Origin of the sequence: Okeania sp. SIO2F5, from assembly GCF_010692685.1 — a bacterium.
Taxonomy (GTDB): Bacteria; Cyanobacteriota; Cyanobacteriia; order Cyanobacteriales; family Microcoleaceae; genus Okeania; species Okeania hirsuta.
In genome coordinates this window covers 1-16,263 of sequence record NZ_JAAHGU010000156.1, presented here as the reverse complement: position 1 = coordinate 16,263, position 16,263 = coordinate 1, and the positions used below count along the sequence as shown (strand labels likewise).

Below are 16,263 nucleotides of genomic sequence, written 5' to 3'. Positions count from 1 at the left end.
GTAAACAATTTCAAGCTATAAACTGTAAATTATCAATACCATTACAGACATCCTTAAAACTTTAAGGTTTAGCGATCGCCTAATTTATGAAAAATACAGCTCATACAGTTACTTTTATATTACATTGCAAATATCTATGTAACATGTAAAGATGCCAGCGCTCATTGCTATAACAGTGGTATAACGAATAGTTAAGGTAGCTTTTCTGGCTGGTCGAGTTGGATTGCGTTTGACCTCCACCGTTATCCTTCCTTGAGACTCAACGGACTTTAATGTTTCCCATAAACCCTGCTCACAGCCTGGCAAACACCGATTTTGAACAGCTCTATTCGGAATGATTGACTCAGTTTTAATTAAACTATCAAGCCATCTTTGACTTTCTGTTTGTGTGGTTGGTTTTTGTTTCCTTTGTTCAGCCTTTCCTCATTCAACTTCATTTCTCGACCATACCTCTTGTTCAATCATGCCTAGTGGTATTCCCTGTGTGTTCACTGTTAATACTGAGTGAACTTTTAGTCCTTTGGTATATTTACTGTCGAGATATCCTGTTCCTGATAGAGCTTTATGGCTGGTGTAGTTCAGTTCTGTAGTATCTTGTATCCCTCATACTAACTGATCCTTGGCCATTATCTCCACTGTGGCATCAATATGTCCAAGTCTGATCATAGATGGTTTGATCTAGGGTGAATCCCAGAAATTATAGGTGGCTTTGGTTTCTGACCATGTTCCACTGGCTTGAGGTACAGTGGCTTCTGGTGAAGCACTCAGATGTTCTACTATTTTAATTAACCTTTTAGTCCTTCTTTGATGCCCTAATTCAGTTCTTTCAAGTTCTGCTGTTATCCACTGTTCCATTGACTGACTTTTGGTTCAACTCAGACTGTTTCTGTTGAGAATACACAATCCCTAGATTTTGTCAAACCTGATGTTAAGAAAGATGTGGGTAATGGATAGCTTAAAAGGGGAGGCGCATACCCACAATTTCTCAGTAAAAATACTAATTTTGCTCCTACAGATTCAATTGCTTGCCTAATTTTACTACTTTTATGAACACTCAAATTATCCATAACTACAATTGATCCTTTATTTCTATAGGCTTGTCTACCAGTTGTGCTACTTGTTGAGTCTCTATTGACACTGGTTGAGCTAAAAATTCTGTTTGACCACAATGACTACACCTAGATGGTTCTAAAATTTCGATTCTGTCTATCCAACGATTTTCTGGAGATAGTTGGCCATTGAACGGCAGTTAAAAATTTTCTGGTGCAGTGTCACCTTGGCCTACTTGTCTGTACATGGTGTGTGCAGTTATAGATACCTGGAATAAGAGTATATTTTAGCTCAAAATTGGGTACAATTTCTAATTCTAAATGCCTTTAATCGCTTACTGTGTAAGTTTTTTAAATTTATTCAGCAAGCCCTACTTAATCAAGGCCGTGTTCAAGGTGCTCATAAAGTCAAAAGACTTTGGATGATTCCCCTCAATCATCGGGGAATGCCAGAAATTAAATCAGGTAGTCGTGGTCCGGAAGGGACTTGGAATAAACTTCGACCTAAAGCCAAGACTATTGTTCATGTTCTACGAAAAACTATTGACTATAACCGAGACAATAAAACTTCTCACCCAGTAGTTGCCGTTAAAGTGGGATATAAAAAGGATTATTGCCATGCCCTGAAAATTAACGGACCTTGCCAAATTATTTATCAACCCCATCAACCGAATAAAAGTCAAGTAGGAGGTGCTCGTCTGTGGATTGAAGTAGAACCGGAAGTTCTAGTGGAGCGAAAATATTTCTCTAATGGAGATTATAGTCCGCCACTGGAAGTAGTTCAGCAGAGGTCAAAAATTCAAAAAAAAAGTCCAAGATTAAAGACTAAGAGAAAACCAACTAGATAAATATTAGCCTCTAAAAGATCATTTAAGTAACATTGGGTGGGTTCTGTTTAGTTTTTTGCTGTCTATAAATAAAATGATAAAGTAAGTAAAGTCTAGTAAAGTTTTCCCCCTGTCATAGACTGTGGGAAAAAACTGTAACTCTCAAAAAAATTCACTTTTACCAAAAACTGGAAAGTATCTGATGGTACAACTATTCAATAAAACCTTCAATTTTCAAAATCTCCAAACTTTAATAGTATCTCTACTATTAATTATTATGGCTACTATCTTGCCAATATCTTCTGCATCCGCAACTGGAGTTTATCAAATGCCAAGTTTAGTGGCAGGCGCTCGTACATTTATTGTTGATGATGCTGAAGTTTTCAGTCGGATAACAGAAAGTAAACTGAACAATACCTTAGAAAGTTTGGCCAATACTACTGGTAATGAAGTTAGATTTGTTACTATCCGTCGCCTAGACTATGGTGAGACCGTGGATAGTTTTACGGAAAAGCTATTTGACAAATGGTTTCCTACCCCAGAAACAAAAGTCAATCAAACTTTAATAGTATTAGATACTCTCACCAATAATGATGCTATTCGGGTTGGTGATGCAGTTAAAGAACTTATGTCTAATGACATTACTCAGAGTGTAGTTGATGAAACTATTCAAGTACCTATTAGAGATGGCAACAAATACAATGAAGCTTTTTTAGCAGCTAGCGATCGCCTGAGTGCTGTATTATCTGGAGAACCCGACCCAGGCCCTCCGGAAGTTAAAGATGAGCTTGCAGCACAAGTATTAGCTACTTTTAAATCAGCAGAAGAAACTGACGATCAAAGTGCAACTATCTTAGTGGTTGTATTGCTAGTTGTAGCTACAATTGTACCAATGGTTACTTATTTCTGGTATCAAGGTTTTTCTTGATAGAAATTAAGGAGAATAGTAAAAGTCTAATTTCTGATCGTTATCCTTAATTCAATTAATCCTGAATATATTCCTTACCAGTTAATAAAGCCATTTCTGCACGCACAAATTCCCGCCCCAAATAAGCAGCATGATCTAACATTGTGACTGTACAGGGGGGGGTTTCTTCCAATATTTTTACACATATTTCTTTTGCAGTTCTCGCAGTAAATATTCTCGTGTGAGTATGTTCTACTTTGCCTTTTGCTGGAATCGGTTTTCCTGTTTCTGGATCTATAGCCAAACCACGGTTGTCAATAATATTAGTAAAGTGTTTTGCACATATTAAACCTGCTTCTCGATCAAGAAAAATAATAAAGTAACCACCTGAATCGAGGTCTATATGACGTCTTGAAAGCTTTTCATCAATGGTGTTTACTTCTTCAAGTGTTAGATTCATAGTTCCATCTTAGAATTATCTATATTTTATTCTACATTTTTATTGGAGGGTTAATATCAAGTTTGGATAATTAGTTATAAATCAAATATCAGCAGTTTTGTAGCAGTAGCACTCTTAGTCGGTACATCCATTTAATTCTTAGAAAGTAAACTGTAAAAATTACTGCTTATCTCATTATCCAAGCTTGAACTAACAGAAGCTAAAATTCCAGATTGATCTAAATTTTTATGAATCAGTAAAATATCATCAATTTTTAGTTCTTAATTTCTATTTATATATATAGATAAATTAAAGATGTCAGCAAAAATTATTTTTACTATTACTCAAGGAACTCTCAAAGGTAAGCAATTTCTCTTTGAGGAGCGTACAACCTGTGTTATTGGTAATTCCAGTAACTGTTTATTTCACTATCCAAGCTTGAACTAACAAAGGCTAAAATTCCAGATTGATCTAAATTTAATATCATCAATTTTGAGTTCTTAATTTCTATTTATATACTATTATAGATATAGATATAGAAGATATAGAAGATATAGAAGATATAGATAAATTAAAGGGTAGTGCAGAGCGCAAAGTGTGGGATTGGTCAGTATGTTGGCCAACTCTAGTGACCAAAATAAATCCACGTGTTCATATAATTTGACAAATGCTGAATAGGCAAGATTGATTTTATCTGTACTGTCTTTATAGAACCCCTGAGCGTATCTTTGGACGCGGTATGTGCTTTAGGCTTCCGTCCTCAGCCTGAGGAAGTTGTGGAAATTCAGGAACGAGAATGGGGAAAAAGCGGATGAGACCCCGCGTCGCCCAATAGCAAACCTGGTAGCTTCCCTTGCAGGTAGAAAAATACTCTCATCTCCCCATCTCCCCATCTCCCCATTTCCTTCTCTATTTTTGGCATTGGTGAATGCATAATGCTTTTGTCTCAAATATCTATGAAAAAACTATAATTGTCAAGTTAACTTAAATTTAGCAAATAAAGTCAATAGGCAAAAATAACTAAGCAGTTATCTCTAATTTAATGGCCTATTTCTCAAAAAGGCGATCGATGATATACAAATTCCCATACTGGTGAGGTATAAAATTCTGGGCTTTAGAGACACAGTTCCAGAAGGTAAAGAAAAAGATAACTTTACACACGCGTGCATGATCGATGCTATATTTTACTTGGGTAATAAAAAATATTTCTCACCTACTTGGAATTTTTTTCTTGATTTTAAAGATTCAGTAAAGTTACACATAAATAGTTGACCTTGAGGAAATATTTATGCTACTCAAGAGATTTTTGATGAAAATTATGTAAAGTTGAGCAGGATTTATGCGTGTTTTTTAAAGATTCAGTGAAGTTATGAATAAACCCTTGCTATTTTACTATTTTATTTGTAGTATTGAGATACTAATGCTTTTATAGTCTAGTCAAGCACAAGTATTGAACTTACTGAAAATCAAGTAATTTAATTTTATTTGCAAGTGATGGTGATTACTTGCATAAACTAGCCTGATTGGAGATAAAGAAGTGACTATACCGAAAAAAATCTGGTTTTTATGGTATCAGGGGTTTTCACAAGCACCATTGGTTGTGAGAAAGTGCTATGAATCTTGGAAAAAGTATAACCCTGACTGGGAAGTTATTTTTTTAGATGAAAACAATATCAAAGACTATATAACTCTTTCTTTACCGGAAGAAAAATTATGCCAACTTCCTAAAACTAAACAATCTAACTTAGTCAGACTTGAATTACTCTCAAAATATGGAGGGGTTTGGGCTGACGCAACTAGCCTCTGCCGAGTCCCGCTAGACAAATGGTTAGGAGACTATACTCAAGCTGGCTTTTTTGCCTTTGTTTACAAAACAAAAGGATACGGATGGATTTTTACTTGGTTTTTAGCTGCAGAAAAGTCTAATCCTATCATTGTAAAAATTAATCAAAAGTTAACTTCTTTTTATAGTGATAATGAGTTTTACCATAGTGGTACAACAATAGCGAAAAAAAGACTTAAGTTTTTGCAGTTGTTTTTTAATAGGAAATATAAAACAACTAGATTTTGGTCTTCATGGATTGTCAGGAAAATTTTTAAAGTTTATCCCTATTTTATTTTTCACTTCATATTTGCTAATTTAATAAATTCAGATCGAGAACTTTTGGAACTATATAAAAAAATGAAGCCATATTACAATACTGGAGATGATCTAGGTAAATATGGGTTGCTTCGTCCTTTAACAGCAGAAATTAAAGAGCGAATTGATAGCAGAGTTGATCCAGTGCACAAGTTAAGTTGGAAATACAAAGAAGAGAATTATACTTCTTCATCCATTTTACATTATTTATTAGAAGAAACAGACTAAACAAAAACGGAGTGCGACTCGTTCCTACTAGGGCGTGTCATCAATTAAAAAATTGACAAGTAGGGGTCTTGTATGTTCTAGGTCGATGGCGATCGCTATGCCAATAAAATGACTGAGCCTACCTGTAGGAATTCCTCCTAGAAAGTTAACTGAACGTTGATCGTATCTAGTAGCGATATAGCTGCCACACTTGCTCCGCCAACACTCCATACTGTTTGAGTTTGGCCAAAAAATTTTCTATTCATAGACGTGCTTTGTGCAATATTTCATCGTAATTACGGAGTTCACGGGCGGTTTTTTTTGGGAGGAATCACTACTTCTATTCCTCTGTTAGTCAAAGGCGATTGGCACCCGCTCCTGAGCATCATCAGCTTTGTCCCCGTGCTCCCGCTTCCGCTTCTACCATTGGTAATAGAACATCTGCCCCATCCAAGTCAGACCCTTGAGCTGGAATTAAAAAAAATTAGTGGGATTTACCCAGAGCATCTACCACTCCATGTATTTTCGTGCTTAATCCCCCCTGACTACGGCCAATATCTTCCTGTTGTGGACTACTGTTTTTTGCTCCGGCACTACGAGTATGAGCACGAACAATAGTGGCATCGATCATGGCATATTCGTGATCTGCATCCTCAGCCTTAGCTTGAAATACTATGCACCCATACCCCTGAACAGCTCCAACGACTAAAACGAGTATGGACAACGCGAAAATCCCCAAATCTTTCTGGCAAGTCTGTCCAAGGAATTCCGGTTCTATACCTATATAAGACAGCTTCCACAAACAGACGGTTGTCTGTTGCTGTCCTCCCTACAGTCCCTTCACGCCCTGGTAATAAATTTTGAATGCGTTCCCATTGATCGTCTCGCAAGCCATAACGTCTAGTCATTTAGAGCAGTCCTATGCATGTTATTCCTGTAGTTATTCTTCACCAGCATACTATACCTTTTATGTCAACCTCTTTAATTAATTACACGCCCTAGAATTATTAAAGTTTTTTCCTCCAAGTTGTCAAAGATACTTGAGATAAAAACAGGTAGAGGGCCAAAATAATCAACGATTGAATCATAGTGTAGAATTAACCACTTGGCAATGATTAAGATGCGATCAAACTCCGTTCCGCTTCGCGTTGGCGGAGCCTAGCGGCAGCTATATCGCTAAGTGTGATAGAGAAACTTTGGCAATTTTTGGAGATGTCTATTGGTAAGGTAAGTTCCGGCAACTGATGATTTGCGATCGCTTCTTACACCATGCTATCAGTCTAAATACTTACTCAACTTTTACCATCTTTGCATACTACATTTTGTCGTGCGGAATGTGGGTTATATTGATTGTCTAAATAATTTTCAAATTAACTTAAATTTAGCAAATAAAGTCAATAGGCAAAAATAACTAATACTAAATCTGGTTTAGACAGAAATTTTATGATGAAGGGAAAGCAGAGGGAAGAAAGCAGAAGGGTTAGAGAGGAATTAAAAAAAGTGTTTTTGATAACCGGATTTGGTATAAGCAGTTATCTCTAATTTAATGGCCTATTTCTTAGCTATATGTGACTTCGGTCATAAAAAAATATTCTTCCTTTGAATTTTTCTCTTGATTTTAAAGATTCGGTAAAGTTACACATAACATAAATAGTTGGCATTGAGGAAATATTTATGGTATTTAAGGGAACTTTTATGAAGATTCTGTGAAGTTTAGCAGGATTTATGTGTGTTTTTTAAAGATTCAGTGAGGTTATGAATAAACGCTTGCTATTTAGAGAATATGTATGTATTACCTATTAAACTTTGCGACCTTAGGCACAAATAAAAATAGGTAGTAATAAAGTTTACTTGGGTAAAAACTATTTAAATGCGAGCTAACGATGAATATCAAAGATTTCAAGTCTGTTTTAATTGTTTCTGTAGCAATAGTATTAGGAGTTTTTGTTGCTCCTACAAAAGCTGCAAATATTTCTAGAGTAGTTAACTTTGAGGATTTGACCCTTGGACCTGAAGAATTTTACAATGGTTCTGATGGCGCTGGAGGATTTACGAGTCAGGATGCTTTTTTTGGCGTTGGTAAATGGAAAGATGAACTGAGTAATCTACTCATAGGATGGGTAGGGCCAAATGGAATATGTAGATAGTGCTGAATAAATTAAGTCTATGCAATGTCCAGAGTGTGCTAGTAAACATATCCGCAAAAATGGTCATCGAGGAGACAAGCAAAATTATCTATTGTTAGATGTGGTCGCCAGTTTATAAAAGTCTATAACAAACCTGGATATAGCCTGGATACCAAAGCTTTATGTCTGAAAATGTATGTCAATGGTATGGGGTTCCAGGGGATTAGCTGAGTTACTGGGGTTGCCCATGGCACAATTATTAATTGGGTCAGACAGGTAGGAAAACTTTTACCTGATATTTATGACTCAGAAGTAATCCCAGAAGTTGGAGAATTGGATGAGTTACAAACTTTTGTCTCAAAAAAAAATCAAGTTTGGATTTGGACAGTGGTAGACCACTTTCGGCCAGGGATTGTCGGTTGGGTCATCGGAAACCGTAGTTCTGAAACTTTTATTTGGCTCTGGCAAGCGATTGCTAACACAAAGCTTCGCTAACGCTTGTTGGCAATGCTATTTCTGGGTCAGTGATGGAAATCCTGTTGATAAAGTATTTATTCCTGAGCAAGACCAAATTATCAGTAAGACCTACATGACGAGGGTAGAAGGAGAAAATACTCGTTTACGACACTACCCCCGCTCGACTGCACCGCAAAACATTGTGCTACTCCTTGCTCTATAGAGATGCTGAAGCATTCCATCAGACTTTTAATTCATGATCTCAAGTTTGGAGATCTACACGTTCCTGCCTGATTCATCTTTGAATTTACCAACGCCCTTTTTTTTACAATAGCTTTAATTCCACCTTTGGAAGTTGGTCAGGATGGTCGTATTCAAATACCTCTGACACTACAAAACCAGGTTTCAAGAATCAATATAGTGCCTTTACTGGTACTGGGTTTGGTGGAACGGTAAATTATGGCGTAGCTTTCACCTTTAATCCGGGTGATGCCATGATTGAGTTACCTGATGGTTATTCGGTTGATTCTGTAAGGATTACAAATACAACCTACGCTGTTCTATCTATGCTGAATGGAGATTAAGTTTGCCAAGAAGTTTGGTGGTGTATCTGGCAACAATCCTGACTTCTTTTTGTTGACAATTAATGGTCTGGATGATTCTAGTACTTTGGTAGGAAGTGTAGAGTTCTATTTAGCGGATTATCGTTTTGCAGATAACTCCCAAGACTTCATTGTTGGTGATTGGAGTTTAGTGGATTTATCGCCTCTCAACGCTGCAACTAAGCTTTCCTTCGCACTCGCCTCATCTGATAATGACCCTCAATTTGGACTTAATACCCCACCATATTTTGCTTTGGATAATCTTATTTTACACAAATCTGTACCAGAATCTGCTTCAAATCTTGGTTTATTAGTATTCGGCGCTGTTGGCGTTGGTTCAATGTTAAAGCACAAATAGGATTAATTGCTAGAGTTATGGATCTATAAGCTCTAGGCAAACATAATAGGGTATTCGTAAGTATTCAGCCGTCAGCTATTAGCTATCAGCTATTAATTTTAGGGAAGGTAAAAGCAACCTTTGAAATTGAGAAAGAATAAAAAGTTACTGCTAAAGTCCCCTGACTAAACCCTAGAAGTAATTATTTATTACTAATTGCTGATAGCTGACTGCTAATAGCTGATAATCTTTCCGACTACCTCCTCTATAATTCCCATTTCTCCTGAATTCAGAATTCTGAATTCAGGCTCCTACCCTTACCACTCATACTTTTTCAGCAAACCCTAATTAGGGCTTGCTGATTAAATCTAAAAGCATTGACATATAAAGACTAAAGAATTTTTGGAGTCGAATTGCAGTGCAAATTTTTCACCTCTTTATGCTCATGCATGGAGCGTATTTTAGGCGCATAGTTGGGCAGAAAAATCATTCTTACAAAACGCCCGCTCCTACCTCCTATAAATTCCAATTTCTCCTGTCTTCCCCTCCTGGGAGGGGGAGGGGCGAGGGGTGGGTTGTCTCCTGTCTCCTGTCTCCTACTCCTACCACTCATACTTTTTCAGCAAACCCTAATTAATAATTAACAATTACCTCTCCTTGAAAAGAAGAAGATTGACGCGGAGCGTGAAAATTTTTTATTTTTTCTCCTTTAAAGGAGAGGTTTTAAACCTTAATTATTCGGTAAATGTAATAGTAAGGTGCGTTTTGCTGACGCAAAGCTCCGCTAACGCTGTGCGACATGAAACGTACCCTACAACTTTCCCACTCCCCCACCACCAGGAGTTTCAATCACAAATACATCACCCACATTCATCTCCACAGTGGCGGTACTCCCCAATTCTTCAATTTTCCCATCACTGCGTTCGACATAATTTCTTCCCACTAAACCATCACCCCCACCATTCAAACCAGGGGGACAAACTACCCGATGACCTGATAATATCCCGGCGGTCATCTGCTCCAAAAAACGTATTCGCCTAATTACTCCATTGCCACCTTTATATAAACCTTTACCCCCACTCTCGGAACGAATGGCAAAATTTTCTAACAATACTGGAAACCGCCATTCCAAAACTTCGGGGTCGGTTAACCGGGAGTTGGTCATGTGAGTATGTACTGCGTCGGTGCCATGAAAGTTAACACCTGCACCGGAACCTCCACAAATAGTTTCATAATATTGATATTTACTATTGCCAAAGGTGAAGTTATTCATTGTTCCTTGGGAGGATGCCATTATTCCTAAAGCATTGTATAAAGTATCGGCGATGGTTTGAGAAGTTTCTACATTTCCAGCAACAATAGCTGCGGGATATTTTGGGTCTAACATACTACCTTCGGGAATAATAATTTCTAATGGTTTGAGACAACCTGCATTGAGGGGAATATCATCATCAACTAGGGTACGAAAGACATATAATACTGCTGCTTTACAAACTGCGGTTGGTGCGTTGAAGTTTGTGGGAAGTTGGGGAGATGTTCCTGTAAAGTCTATTTTTGCACTGAGATTTTTTTTGTCGAGACTGACAGAAATTTGAATTTTATTGCCGTCATCGAAGGTGGATGTGTAATTTTGTTTGTTGAGTGATGAAGAGAGTTTTTTTATGGCTTGGCGTACTGATGTTTCGGCGTTATCTTGAACAAATTTCATGTAAGTTTGTACGGTTTCTAAGCCATACTTTTCTGTCATTTTCTGAAGTTCTTGTGTACCTTTTTCATTTGCTGCTATTTGTGCTTGGAGGTCGGCGATATTTTGACTGGTGTTTCTGGCAGGATATTTGCCGGAGGTGAGGATTTTTAATATTTCTTTTTCTTGGAATTTTCCGTTTTTGACGAGTTGGAAGTTATCGATTAATATTCCTTCTTCTTCTACTGTTTTACTATGGGGTGGCATGGAACCGGGGGTAATACCTCCAATATCTGCATGATGACCGCGGGAGGCTACATAAAATATGGGAGTTTCTCTTTTTTCTGTCTTTTCATAGGGGGTTAGGGAAGTAGTTGTTTCATTTTCAGAAATAATATTTTCATTGCCAGGAAGCTGTACAGACTTCAACTTTTGAGTGATAGATTTATCGCCTAAAGCAATATTTGTATCGGATAAAGTTTCTTCACTGGAATTAGTTTCAGGAAAAGTATTTATCTGATTTTCCCAAATTAAATTTTCATTGCCAGGAAGCTGTACAGATTTCAATTTTTGAGTGATAGATTTATTCTCTTCCTGTTTTGCAATGACAGGAGAGTTTTTTATCTGGGAAAGTGAAATATCTTTGTTTTTTTGGGGAGGTGGAAATACAGGGGTAATAACTGTTATGTCTGGTAAATGAGTACCGCCGTTATAGGGATTATTTAAAACATAAACGTCTCCTGGTTTGAGGATATCTTTTTTATCAGAAATTACGGCATTAACACTTTCACTCATGGAACCTAAATGTATGGGAATGTGAGGTGCATTGGCAACTAATTGACCGTCTCGATCAAAGATGGCGCAGGAAAAGTCGAGTCTTTCTTTGATGTTTACTGAGGAGCCAGTTTTTTGTAATGTAATTCCCATTTGTTCGGCGATCGCTCGAAATAGGTTATTAAATATTTCTAGCATTACTGGGTCTGCTGATGTTGGAATTTTTGTTTGAGATTTTGTGGTTGGTTCTGTTTGATTTTCTATGGTTTTTATTTTGGTTAATACGAGGTGATTTTTGAGGGTTAATTCTGCTTGCCATCCAGGTTCGATAATATTAGTTCCGGTTTTTTCTATGATTAAGGCGGGGCTATTAATTTTTGCTCCTGGTTGTAAGTTTTCTCTTAGATAAATAGGTGTATCTTGCCATTTTCCTGCGGTGTAGATTTTTGTTGTTGTAATTGGAGTTATGGCAGTTTTTTTAGTGGGAGATTGTTCTATTTCTTCTGGTGTTTCCATTTGTTGAATAAGTTCTAGGGAAACTACTTCAATTATTAGAGATTTTTCTGCCATGATAAATCCATATATTTGTTGATGGGCTGTTTCAAATTCGGATTTCATTATAGAGATATTTTCGGCAAAGTCTACGATTAATGTTGAGTCGCTGCCTTGATATTTGATGTGAACTTTCCATAAGGATATTTGATTTTGATTGGAATTTATTTCTTGTTTAGCTTCAGTTTCCAGTGTGGCTAAAACTTGTTTAATTTCTGGCAATAATTCTGGAGTTAGTATTTTTTCAACTGCTTTTTCTTTCATAACTCGAATATCTGCTAATCCCATGCCATAAGCTGATAAAACTCCAGCATAAGGATGAATAAATATTTGTTTCATCCCCAAAGCATCGGCAATTAAACAAGCGTGTTGCCCCCCAGCTCCACCAAAACAACAAAGAGTATATTCTGAAACATCATAACCTTTTTCCAAAGATATTTTTTTAATAGCATTTGCCATTTTTTCCACAGCTATAGCTAAATATCCACTAGCTACTTCTTCTGGTTTTTTACTATTACCTATTTCTGCTGCTAACTGAGTAAACTTTTCTCTAACCATCTCCAAATTTAAAGGTAAATTTCCATCTTTCCCAAAGACTTTCGGAAAAAATTCCGGCTGTATTTTTCCGACCATTACATTACAATCTGTGACTGTCAAAGGTCCGCCTTTTCCATAGGCAGCCGGACCAGGATTTGCTCCAGCAGATTCAGGTCCGACACGATAACGAGAACCATCAAAAAATAAAATTGAACCTCCACCAGCAGCTACAGTATGTATCGACATCATCGGAGTTTGTAGCCGTACTCCTGCAATTTCTGTTTCAAATTCTCGTTCATATTCTATTGTTTTATTTTCTGCTCCAGCATAATGAGCAACATCAGTAGAAGTACCGCCCATATCGAAACTAATTATCTTATGAAAACCAGCCATTTTACTTGTTTGAACTGCTCCAACAATTCCACCAGCAGGTCCAGATAAAATACTATCTTTACCTTGAAATTTTTGAGCATCTGTTAAACCGCCATTTGACTGCATAAACATTAATTTAACTGACTGTCTTTCTGAAATATTGCTTAAAATCTTTTTGGCAAAATAATTTTCCTTTTCTGTTCCCTGTTCCCTGTTCCCTGTTCCCTTTTTTAAAGAATTACTAACTTGATTGACATATCTTAGTAAAATTGGTGATAAATAAGCATCAACAACAGTAGTATCTCCCCGACTAACTAATTTCATTAAAGGGCTAACTTCGTGAGATACAGATATTTGAGTAAATCCTATTTCTTGAGCAATTTCTTTAATTTTTTGTTCGTGCTTCGGGTAGCGATAACCGTACATTAAAACAATGGCACAACTTCTAATTCCTGCTGTATAAACTTCTTGAAGTTGAATAGTTAACTCCGTTGTTTGAAGTGGAATTATTTCTTCACCCTTCGCTGTATAACGTTCCTCAACTTCAATAACTTTTTCATACAACATTTCCGGCAAAATAATTTCTCTAGCAAAAATATTTGGTCGGTTTTGATAACCAACTCTTAGAGCATCTTTAAACCCCTTCGTAATAACTAAAACTGTGCGGTCGCCCTTCCTTTCTAATAAAGCATTTGTAGCCACAGTAGTACCCATTTTAATCACTTCTATTTCTTCTGAAGAAATAGGTTGATGTTGAGTAATTCCCAATATTTCACGAATTCCTTGTACTGGAGCATCTTGGTAGCGATCGGGATTTTCTGATAATAATTTATGAATAATAATTTGACCGTCCGGAGCTTTAGCAACTATGTCAGTAAATGTACCTCCACGGTCTATCCAAAATTGCCAAGAGTTGTTAGCCATAGATGTGTTAGCCATATTAGTTTAGAATTTAATAAATTTGAGTAGTTTATAACAGAATATTCATAGTTATACCTATGTTGATGTAAGTGAGGTATACTTGATTTTCTTTTCATTAAAACCGCAAATCTTGTACCTCATTAGACATCTCCAGAAAAGAGGGACCAGGGAGAAATAATTGATAATTTATCTATAATAATTGATTTGATTTTTAATTTTACAATATGTCTATTAGTTTAGCAGAAAAAGCATTAAACCCTTGCTGTGTAATGCTTTAACATCAAAATAGCCTATTTCTTAATATATCTAGATTTTCCTGGATCATGCTACGCAAAGAGTTATTGTTAGCCTAAATTTCTTATTTTTCTTGCTACTGTTGAGTTTAAAGCCATTTTCACCGTCGAAAATATCAAAGTCTCACTATTACATCACCAGGTTGAAGATTTTTTGCTTTGATTTTTCCATTCCTGAAAGCTTCTAACCCTAAATCATTCCTACCTTGTCTATGCAATTAACAGAATAATCCCAAGTAGCAGGGTTTTCCTACATAGTTTGATTATGTAACTTTTCCAAAGTTAAACCATCTAGATATTCACAATCTAGCAGTAATTCTTGATGTAAATTTTCTATTCCTTTTTCTCTGAATAATCTGTAAATTTCATCTCTAATGCCAAATTCATTTCTAATACCCAATTTATTTCTAAGTTGCATAGAATAATATATTCATCAAAGTTGCCTGTAGATTAAAGATAGACAAGTTAATAAATTTCATAATTATGTGCCACCTAAAACTCAATACCTACCATCTAAAACCTAGTAGTCAATAGTAGTAACAGTTATTGCATTACTAATTATCATAAGTAATTTTATTCAATTTTTTATACTTACCAATTAATACCAAATCTGGTTCATAAAATATATCTATAATTTTCCCTATTCGGTCATAAATATAGCTTTTTCAAATTGTTCCATTCCATTGCCATAACATTACTTCTATAAATTCATTATTATTCGTCTTCGTGTAGCTTTACTTCAGGAATTTCGGAAATTGCCGTTGTTTCTATCTCCATTTTCAAATTTCTATGATTACCTATTTCTCGTATCCATCTCAAAAGCGTATTTGCTAACCTCGCGGCTACTACAGTTCCTTCAAAATTAAAATCAGGATTTTGTAAACCCTTTCCCAACATTTCCTTACCTATATCTGTAATAAAAACTAATACTGCTCTATTTTTTATCTCAATTCTAATTGCTCCTGATTTTTCTAACTCCTCATATACTCCTTGATATTTACCTATTTTTTTACCATATTTTTTCCTTTTAACTCTAGTAGTTAATTCACTTTTTTTTACTCCTATTGCTGTCTCTCCTTCTCCTCCTAAATCCCATAAAGTAAGCAGTAAACGAGTTTTACTTATATCTTCAACACTTTCTTGAGCGTGCTCTAAATTGATATTTGTTTCTGCTTCTAAACTCTGATTTTCTGTTGACATCTCCAGATTTCCTTATATATATTTATGAAATCACCAATAAACGCCAGTGAAGTTCTCTCCCGTTAAATGGCTCGATTATAACGGGAGTTTCTCAAACAAAGAAACTTCTTGTTTTGCTGGCGCAACGCTGCGCGAACACAGGCTGACCACCGTCTAAGCCTCCACAAGCAGACAAGATGATACCCACCTCGTTTAACCCTTTATTTAATATATTAATTGCAGCGTTTTCATCTCTATCTAAAACTGTTCCACATTTAGGACAATAATGAGTTCTAACTGATAAAGCTAATAGTACTTTATGACCACAATTACTGCAATGAGTGTGATGTATTGTGAGGATTAACTTTTATTACATGAACACCTTAAATAATTAATAATTAATAATGAATAATTAAAGAATCATATCAAATCCGGTAGCATCGGTGTTATCTAATCTTTAAAGATAAGAGTCTATATTGTAGGAGCGAATTGCCATTTGCCCTTACCGATTGTATGACGATCAACAGAATTATACTACTCCGAAGCCAACGTATTTAATATCATTCATTATTCATTATTCATTATTCATTATTCATTATTTACCTACATCATAAATTGATTTTGATAGTTTAGTATTTTTTGCTAAACCTCTAATATTTAAGTTTTCCACTGAAATCATGTCATATTGTTTAACTAATTTATGAGCAGTCTTATAGTGAAAATCTTCTCTTTGTCTGGCAATATGTTGATGTAGTCTAGCTATTCTATTCTGTGCTTTTTTCCAATTGTTTGACCCAATTTCTTTTCTAGATACTTTTTTTTGCTTTCTTGCTAGATTAGATTGAGATTTTCTATAGAAAT

16 protein-coding genes and 2 pseudogenes are annotated in these 16,263 nt (G+C 35.9%); 8 read left to right on the top strand and 10 right to left on the bottom strand.

Going from position 1 to position 16,263, the window contains the following annotated elements; translation table 11 throughout:
* Nucleotides 1–678 precede the first annotated feature (678 nt).
* Both F6K27_RS28590 and F6K27_RS34445 read right to left on the bottom strand, forming a co-directional pair.
* Nucleotides 679–855: a transposase gene (locus tag F6K27_RS28590; protein WP_287279833.1), complete on the bottom strand. Its 177-nt coding sequence runs from the start codon at nt 853–855 to the stop codon at nt 679–681.
* Between the two features lie 20 nt (nt 856–875).
* Nucleotides 876–1,067 (bottom strand): hypothetical protein, encoded by a 192-nt coding sequence (locus tag F6K27_RS34445; RefSeq protein ID WP_375340867.1) that lies wholly within the window; start codon nt 1,065–1,067, stop codon nt 876–878.
* 404 nt (nt 1,068–1,471) lie between these two features.
* On the opposite strand from F6K27_RS34445, the gene F6K27_RS28580 reads away from it, so the two are divergent.
* The gene (locus tag F6K27_RS28580; protein WP_287279831.1) at nt 1,472–1,897 is read left to right on the top strand and encodes a DNA-binding protein; all 426 of its coding nucleotides are present in this window, start codon (nt 1,472–1,474) and stop codon (nt 1,895–1,897) included.
* Nucleotides 1,898–2,078: 181 nt separating this feature from the next.
* Nucleotides 2,079–2,804, top strand: coding sequence for a photosystem II repair protein Psb32 (gene psb32, locus F6K27_RS28575; RefSeq protein ID WP_124147254.1), 726 nt, complete (start codon nt 2,079–2,081; stop codon nt 2,802–2,804).
* A 55-nt stretch (nt 2,805–2,859) separates the two neighbouring features.
* Here psb32 and F6K27_RS28570 read toward each other — a convergent pair whose 3' ends face one another.
* Entirely contained in the window at nt 2,860–3,243 is a 384-nt protein-coding gene (locus tag F6K27_RS28570; RefSeq protein ID WP_287279829.1) for a DUF4346 domain-containing protein, read from the bottom strand.
* Nucleotides 3,244–3,537: 294 nt separating this feature from the next.
* Between F6K27_RS28570 and F6K27_RS28565 the strand changes: the two genes are divergently transcribed.
* Both F6K27_RS28565 and F6K27_RS28560 read left to right on the top strand, forming a co-directional pair.
* A complete protein-coding gene (locus F6K27_RS28565) occupies nt 3,538–3,669 on the top strand; it encodes a hypothetical protein (protein WP_287300940.1) in 132 nt (43 codons plus the stop codon).
* Between the two features lie 1,090 nt (nt 3,670–4,759).
* Nucleotides 4,760–5,590 (top strand): capsular polysaccharide synthesis protein, encoded by an 831-nt coding sequence (locus tag F6K27_RS28560; RefSeq protein WP_287279828.1) that lies wholly within the window; start codon nt 4,760–4,762, stop codon nt 5,588–5,590.
* Nucleotides 5,591–5,617: 27 nt separating this feature from the next.
* On the opposite strand, the gene F6K27_RS34440 is transcribed toward F6K27_RS28560, so the two are convergent.
* Together F6K27_RS34440 and F6K27_RS28555 are read right to left on the bottom strand one after the other, a co-directional pair.
* Nucleotides 5,618–5,800, bottom strand: coding sequence for a hypothetical protein (locus F6K27_RS34440; RefSeq protein WP_375339725.1), 183 nt, complete (start codon nt 5,798–5,800; stop codon nt 5,618–5,620).
* 178 nt (nt 5,801–5,978) lie between these two features.
* Nucleotides 5,979–6,477, bottom strand: a pseudogene (locus tag F6K27_RS28555) (IS5 family transposase); the annotation flags it as partial.
* 975 nt (nt 6,478–7,452) lie between these two features.
* On the opposite strand from F6K27_RS28555, the gene F6K27_RS28550 reads away from it, so the two are divergent.
* The 4 genes and pseudogenes from F6K27_RS28550 (at nt 7,453) to F6K27_RS28540 (ending at nt 9,111) form a co-directional block, all read left to right on the top strand.
* Complete coding sequence (locus F6K27_RS28550) at nt 7,453–7,716, top strand: hypothetical protein (RefSeq protein ID WP_287279706.1); 264 nt, start codon at nt 7,453–7,455, stop codon at nt 7,714–7,716.
* A 19-nt stretch (nt 7,717–7,735) separates the two neighbouring features.
* Nucleotides 7,736–8,445 (top strand): annotated as a pseudogene (locus F6K27_RS28545) (IS1 family transposase).
* Between the two features lie 11 nt (nt 8,446–8,456).
* Complete coding sequence (locus F6K27_RS34110) at nt 8,457–8,735, top strand: DUF4465 domain-containing protein (protein ID WP_353736084.1); 279 nt, start codon at nt 8,457–8,459, stop codon at nt 8,733–8,735.
* A complete protein-coding gene (locus tag F6K27_RS28540; protein ID WP_287279705.1) occupies nt 8,725–9,111 on the top strand; it encodes a DUF4465 domain-containing protein in 387 nt (128 codons plus the stop codon). The genes F6K27_RS34110 and F6K27_RS28540 overlap by 11 nt, the downstream gene beginning before the upstream one ends.
* Nucleotides 9,112–9,901: 790 nt before the next feature.
* Here the strand turns inward: F6K27_RS28540 and F6K27_RS28535 are convergent.
* From F6K27_RS28535 to F6K27_RS28515, 5 genes are all read right to left on the bottom strand, one after another.
* Entirely contained in the window at nt 9,902–13,948 is a 4,047-nt protein-coding gene (locus tag F6K27_RS28535) for a hydantoinase B/oxoprolinase family protein (RefSeq protein ID WP_287279704.1), read from the bottom strand.
* Nucleotides 13,949–14,473: 525 nt separating this feature from the next.
* On the bottom strand, nt 14,474–14,641 hold the full coding sequence (locus F6K27_RS28530) for a hypothetical protein (protein WP_287279703.1): 168 nt from the start codon (nt 14,639–14,641) through the stop codon (nt 14,474–14,476).
* 296 nt (nt 14,642–14,937) lie between these two features.
* Entirely contained in the window at nt 14,938–15,423 is a 486-nt protein-coding gene (locus tag F6K27_RS28525; RefSeq protein ID WP_287279702.1) for a hypothetical protein, read from the bottom strand.
* 91 nt (nt 15,424–15,514) lie between these two features.
* A complete protein-coding gene (locus F6K27_RS28520; protein WP_353736083.1) occupies nt 15,515–15,754 on the bottom strand; it encodes a zinc ribbon domain-containing protein in 240 nt (79 codons plus the stop codon).
* A gap of 243 nt (nt 15,755–15,997) precedes the next feature.
* Nucleotides 15,998–16,263 (bottom strand): transposase (locus tag F6K27_RS28515; RefSeq protein WP_287279701.1); only part of this gene is annotated, 266 nt, incomplete at its 5' end.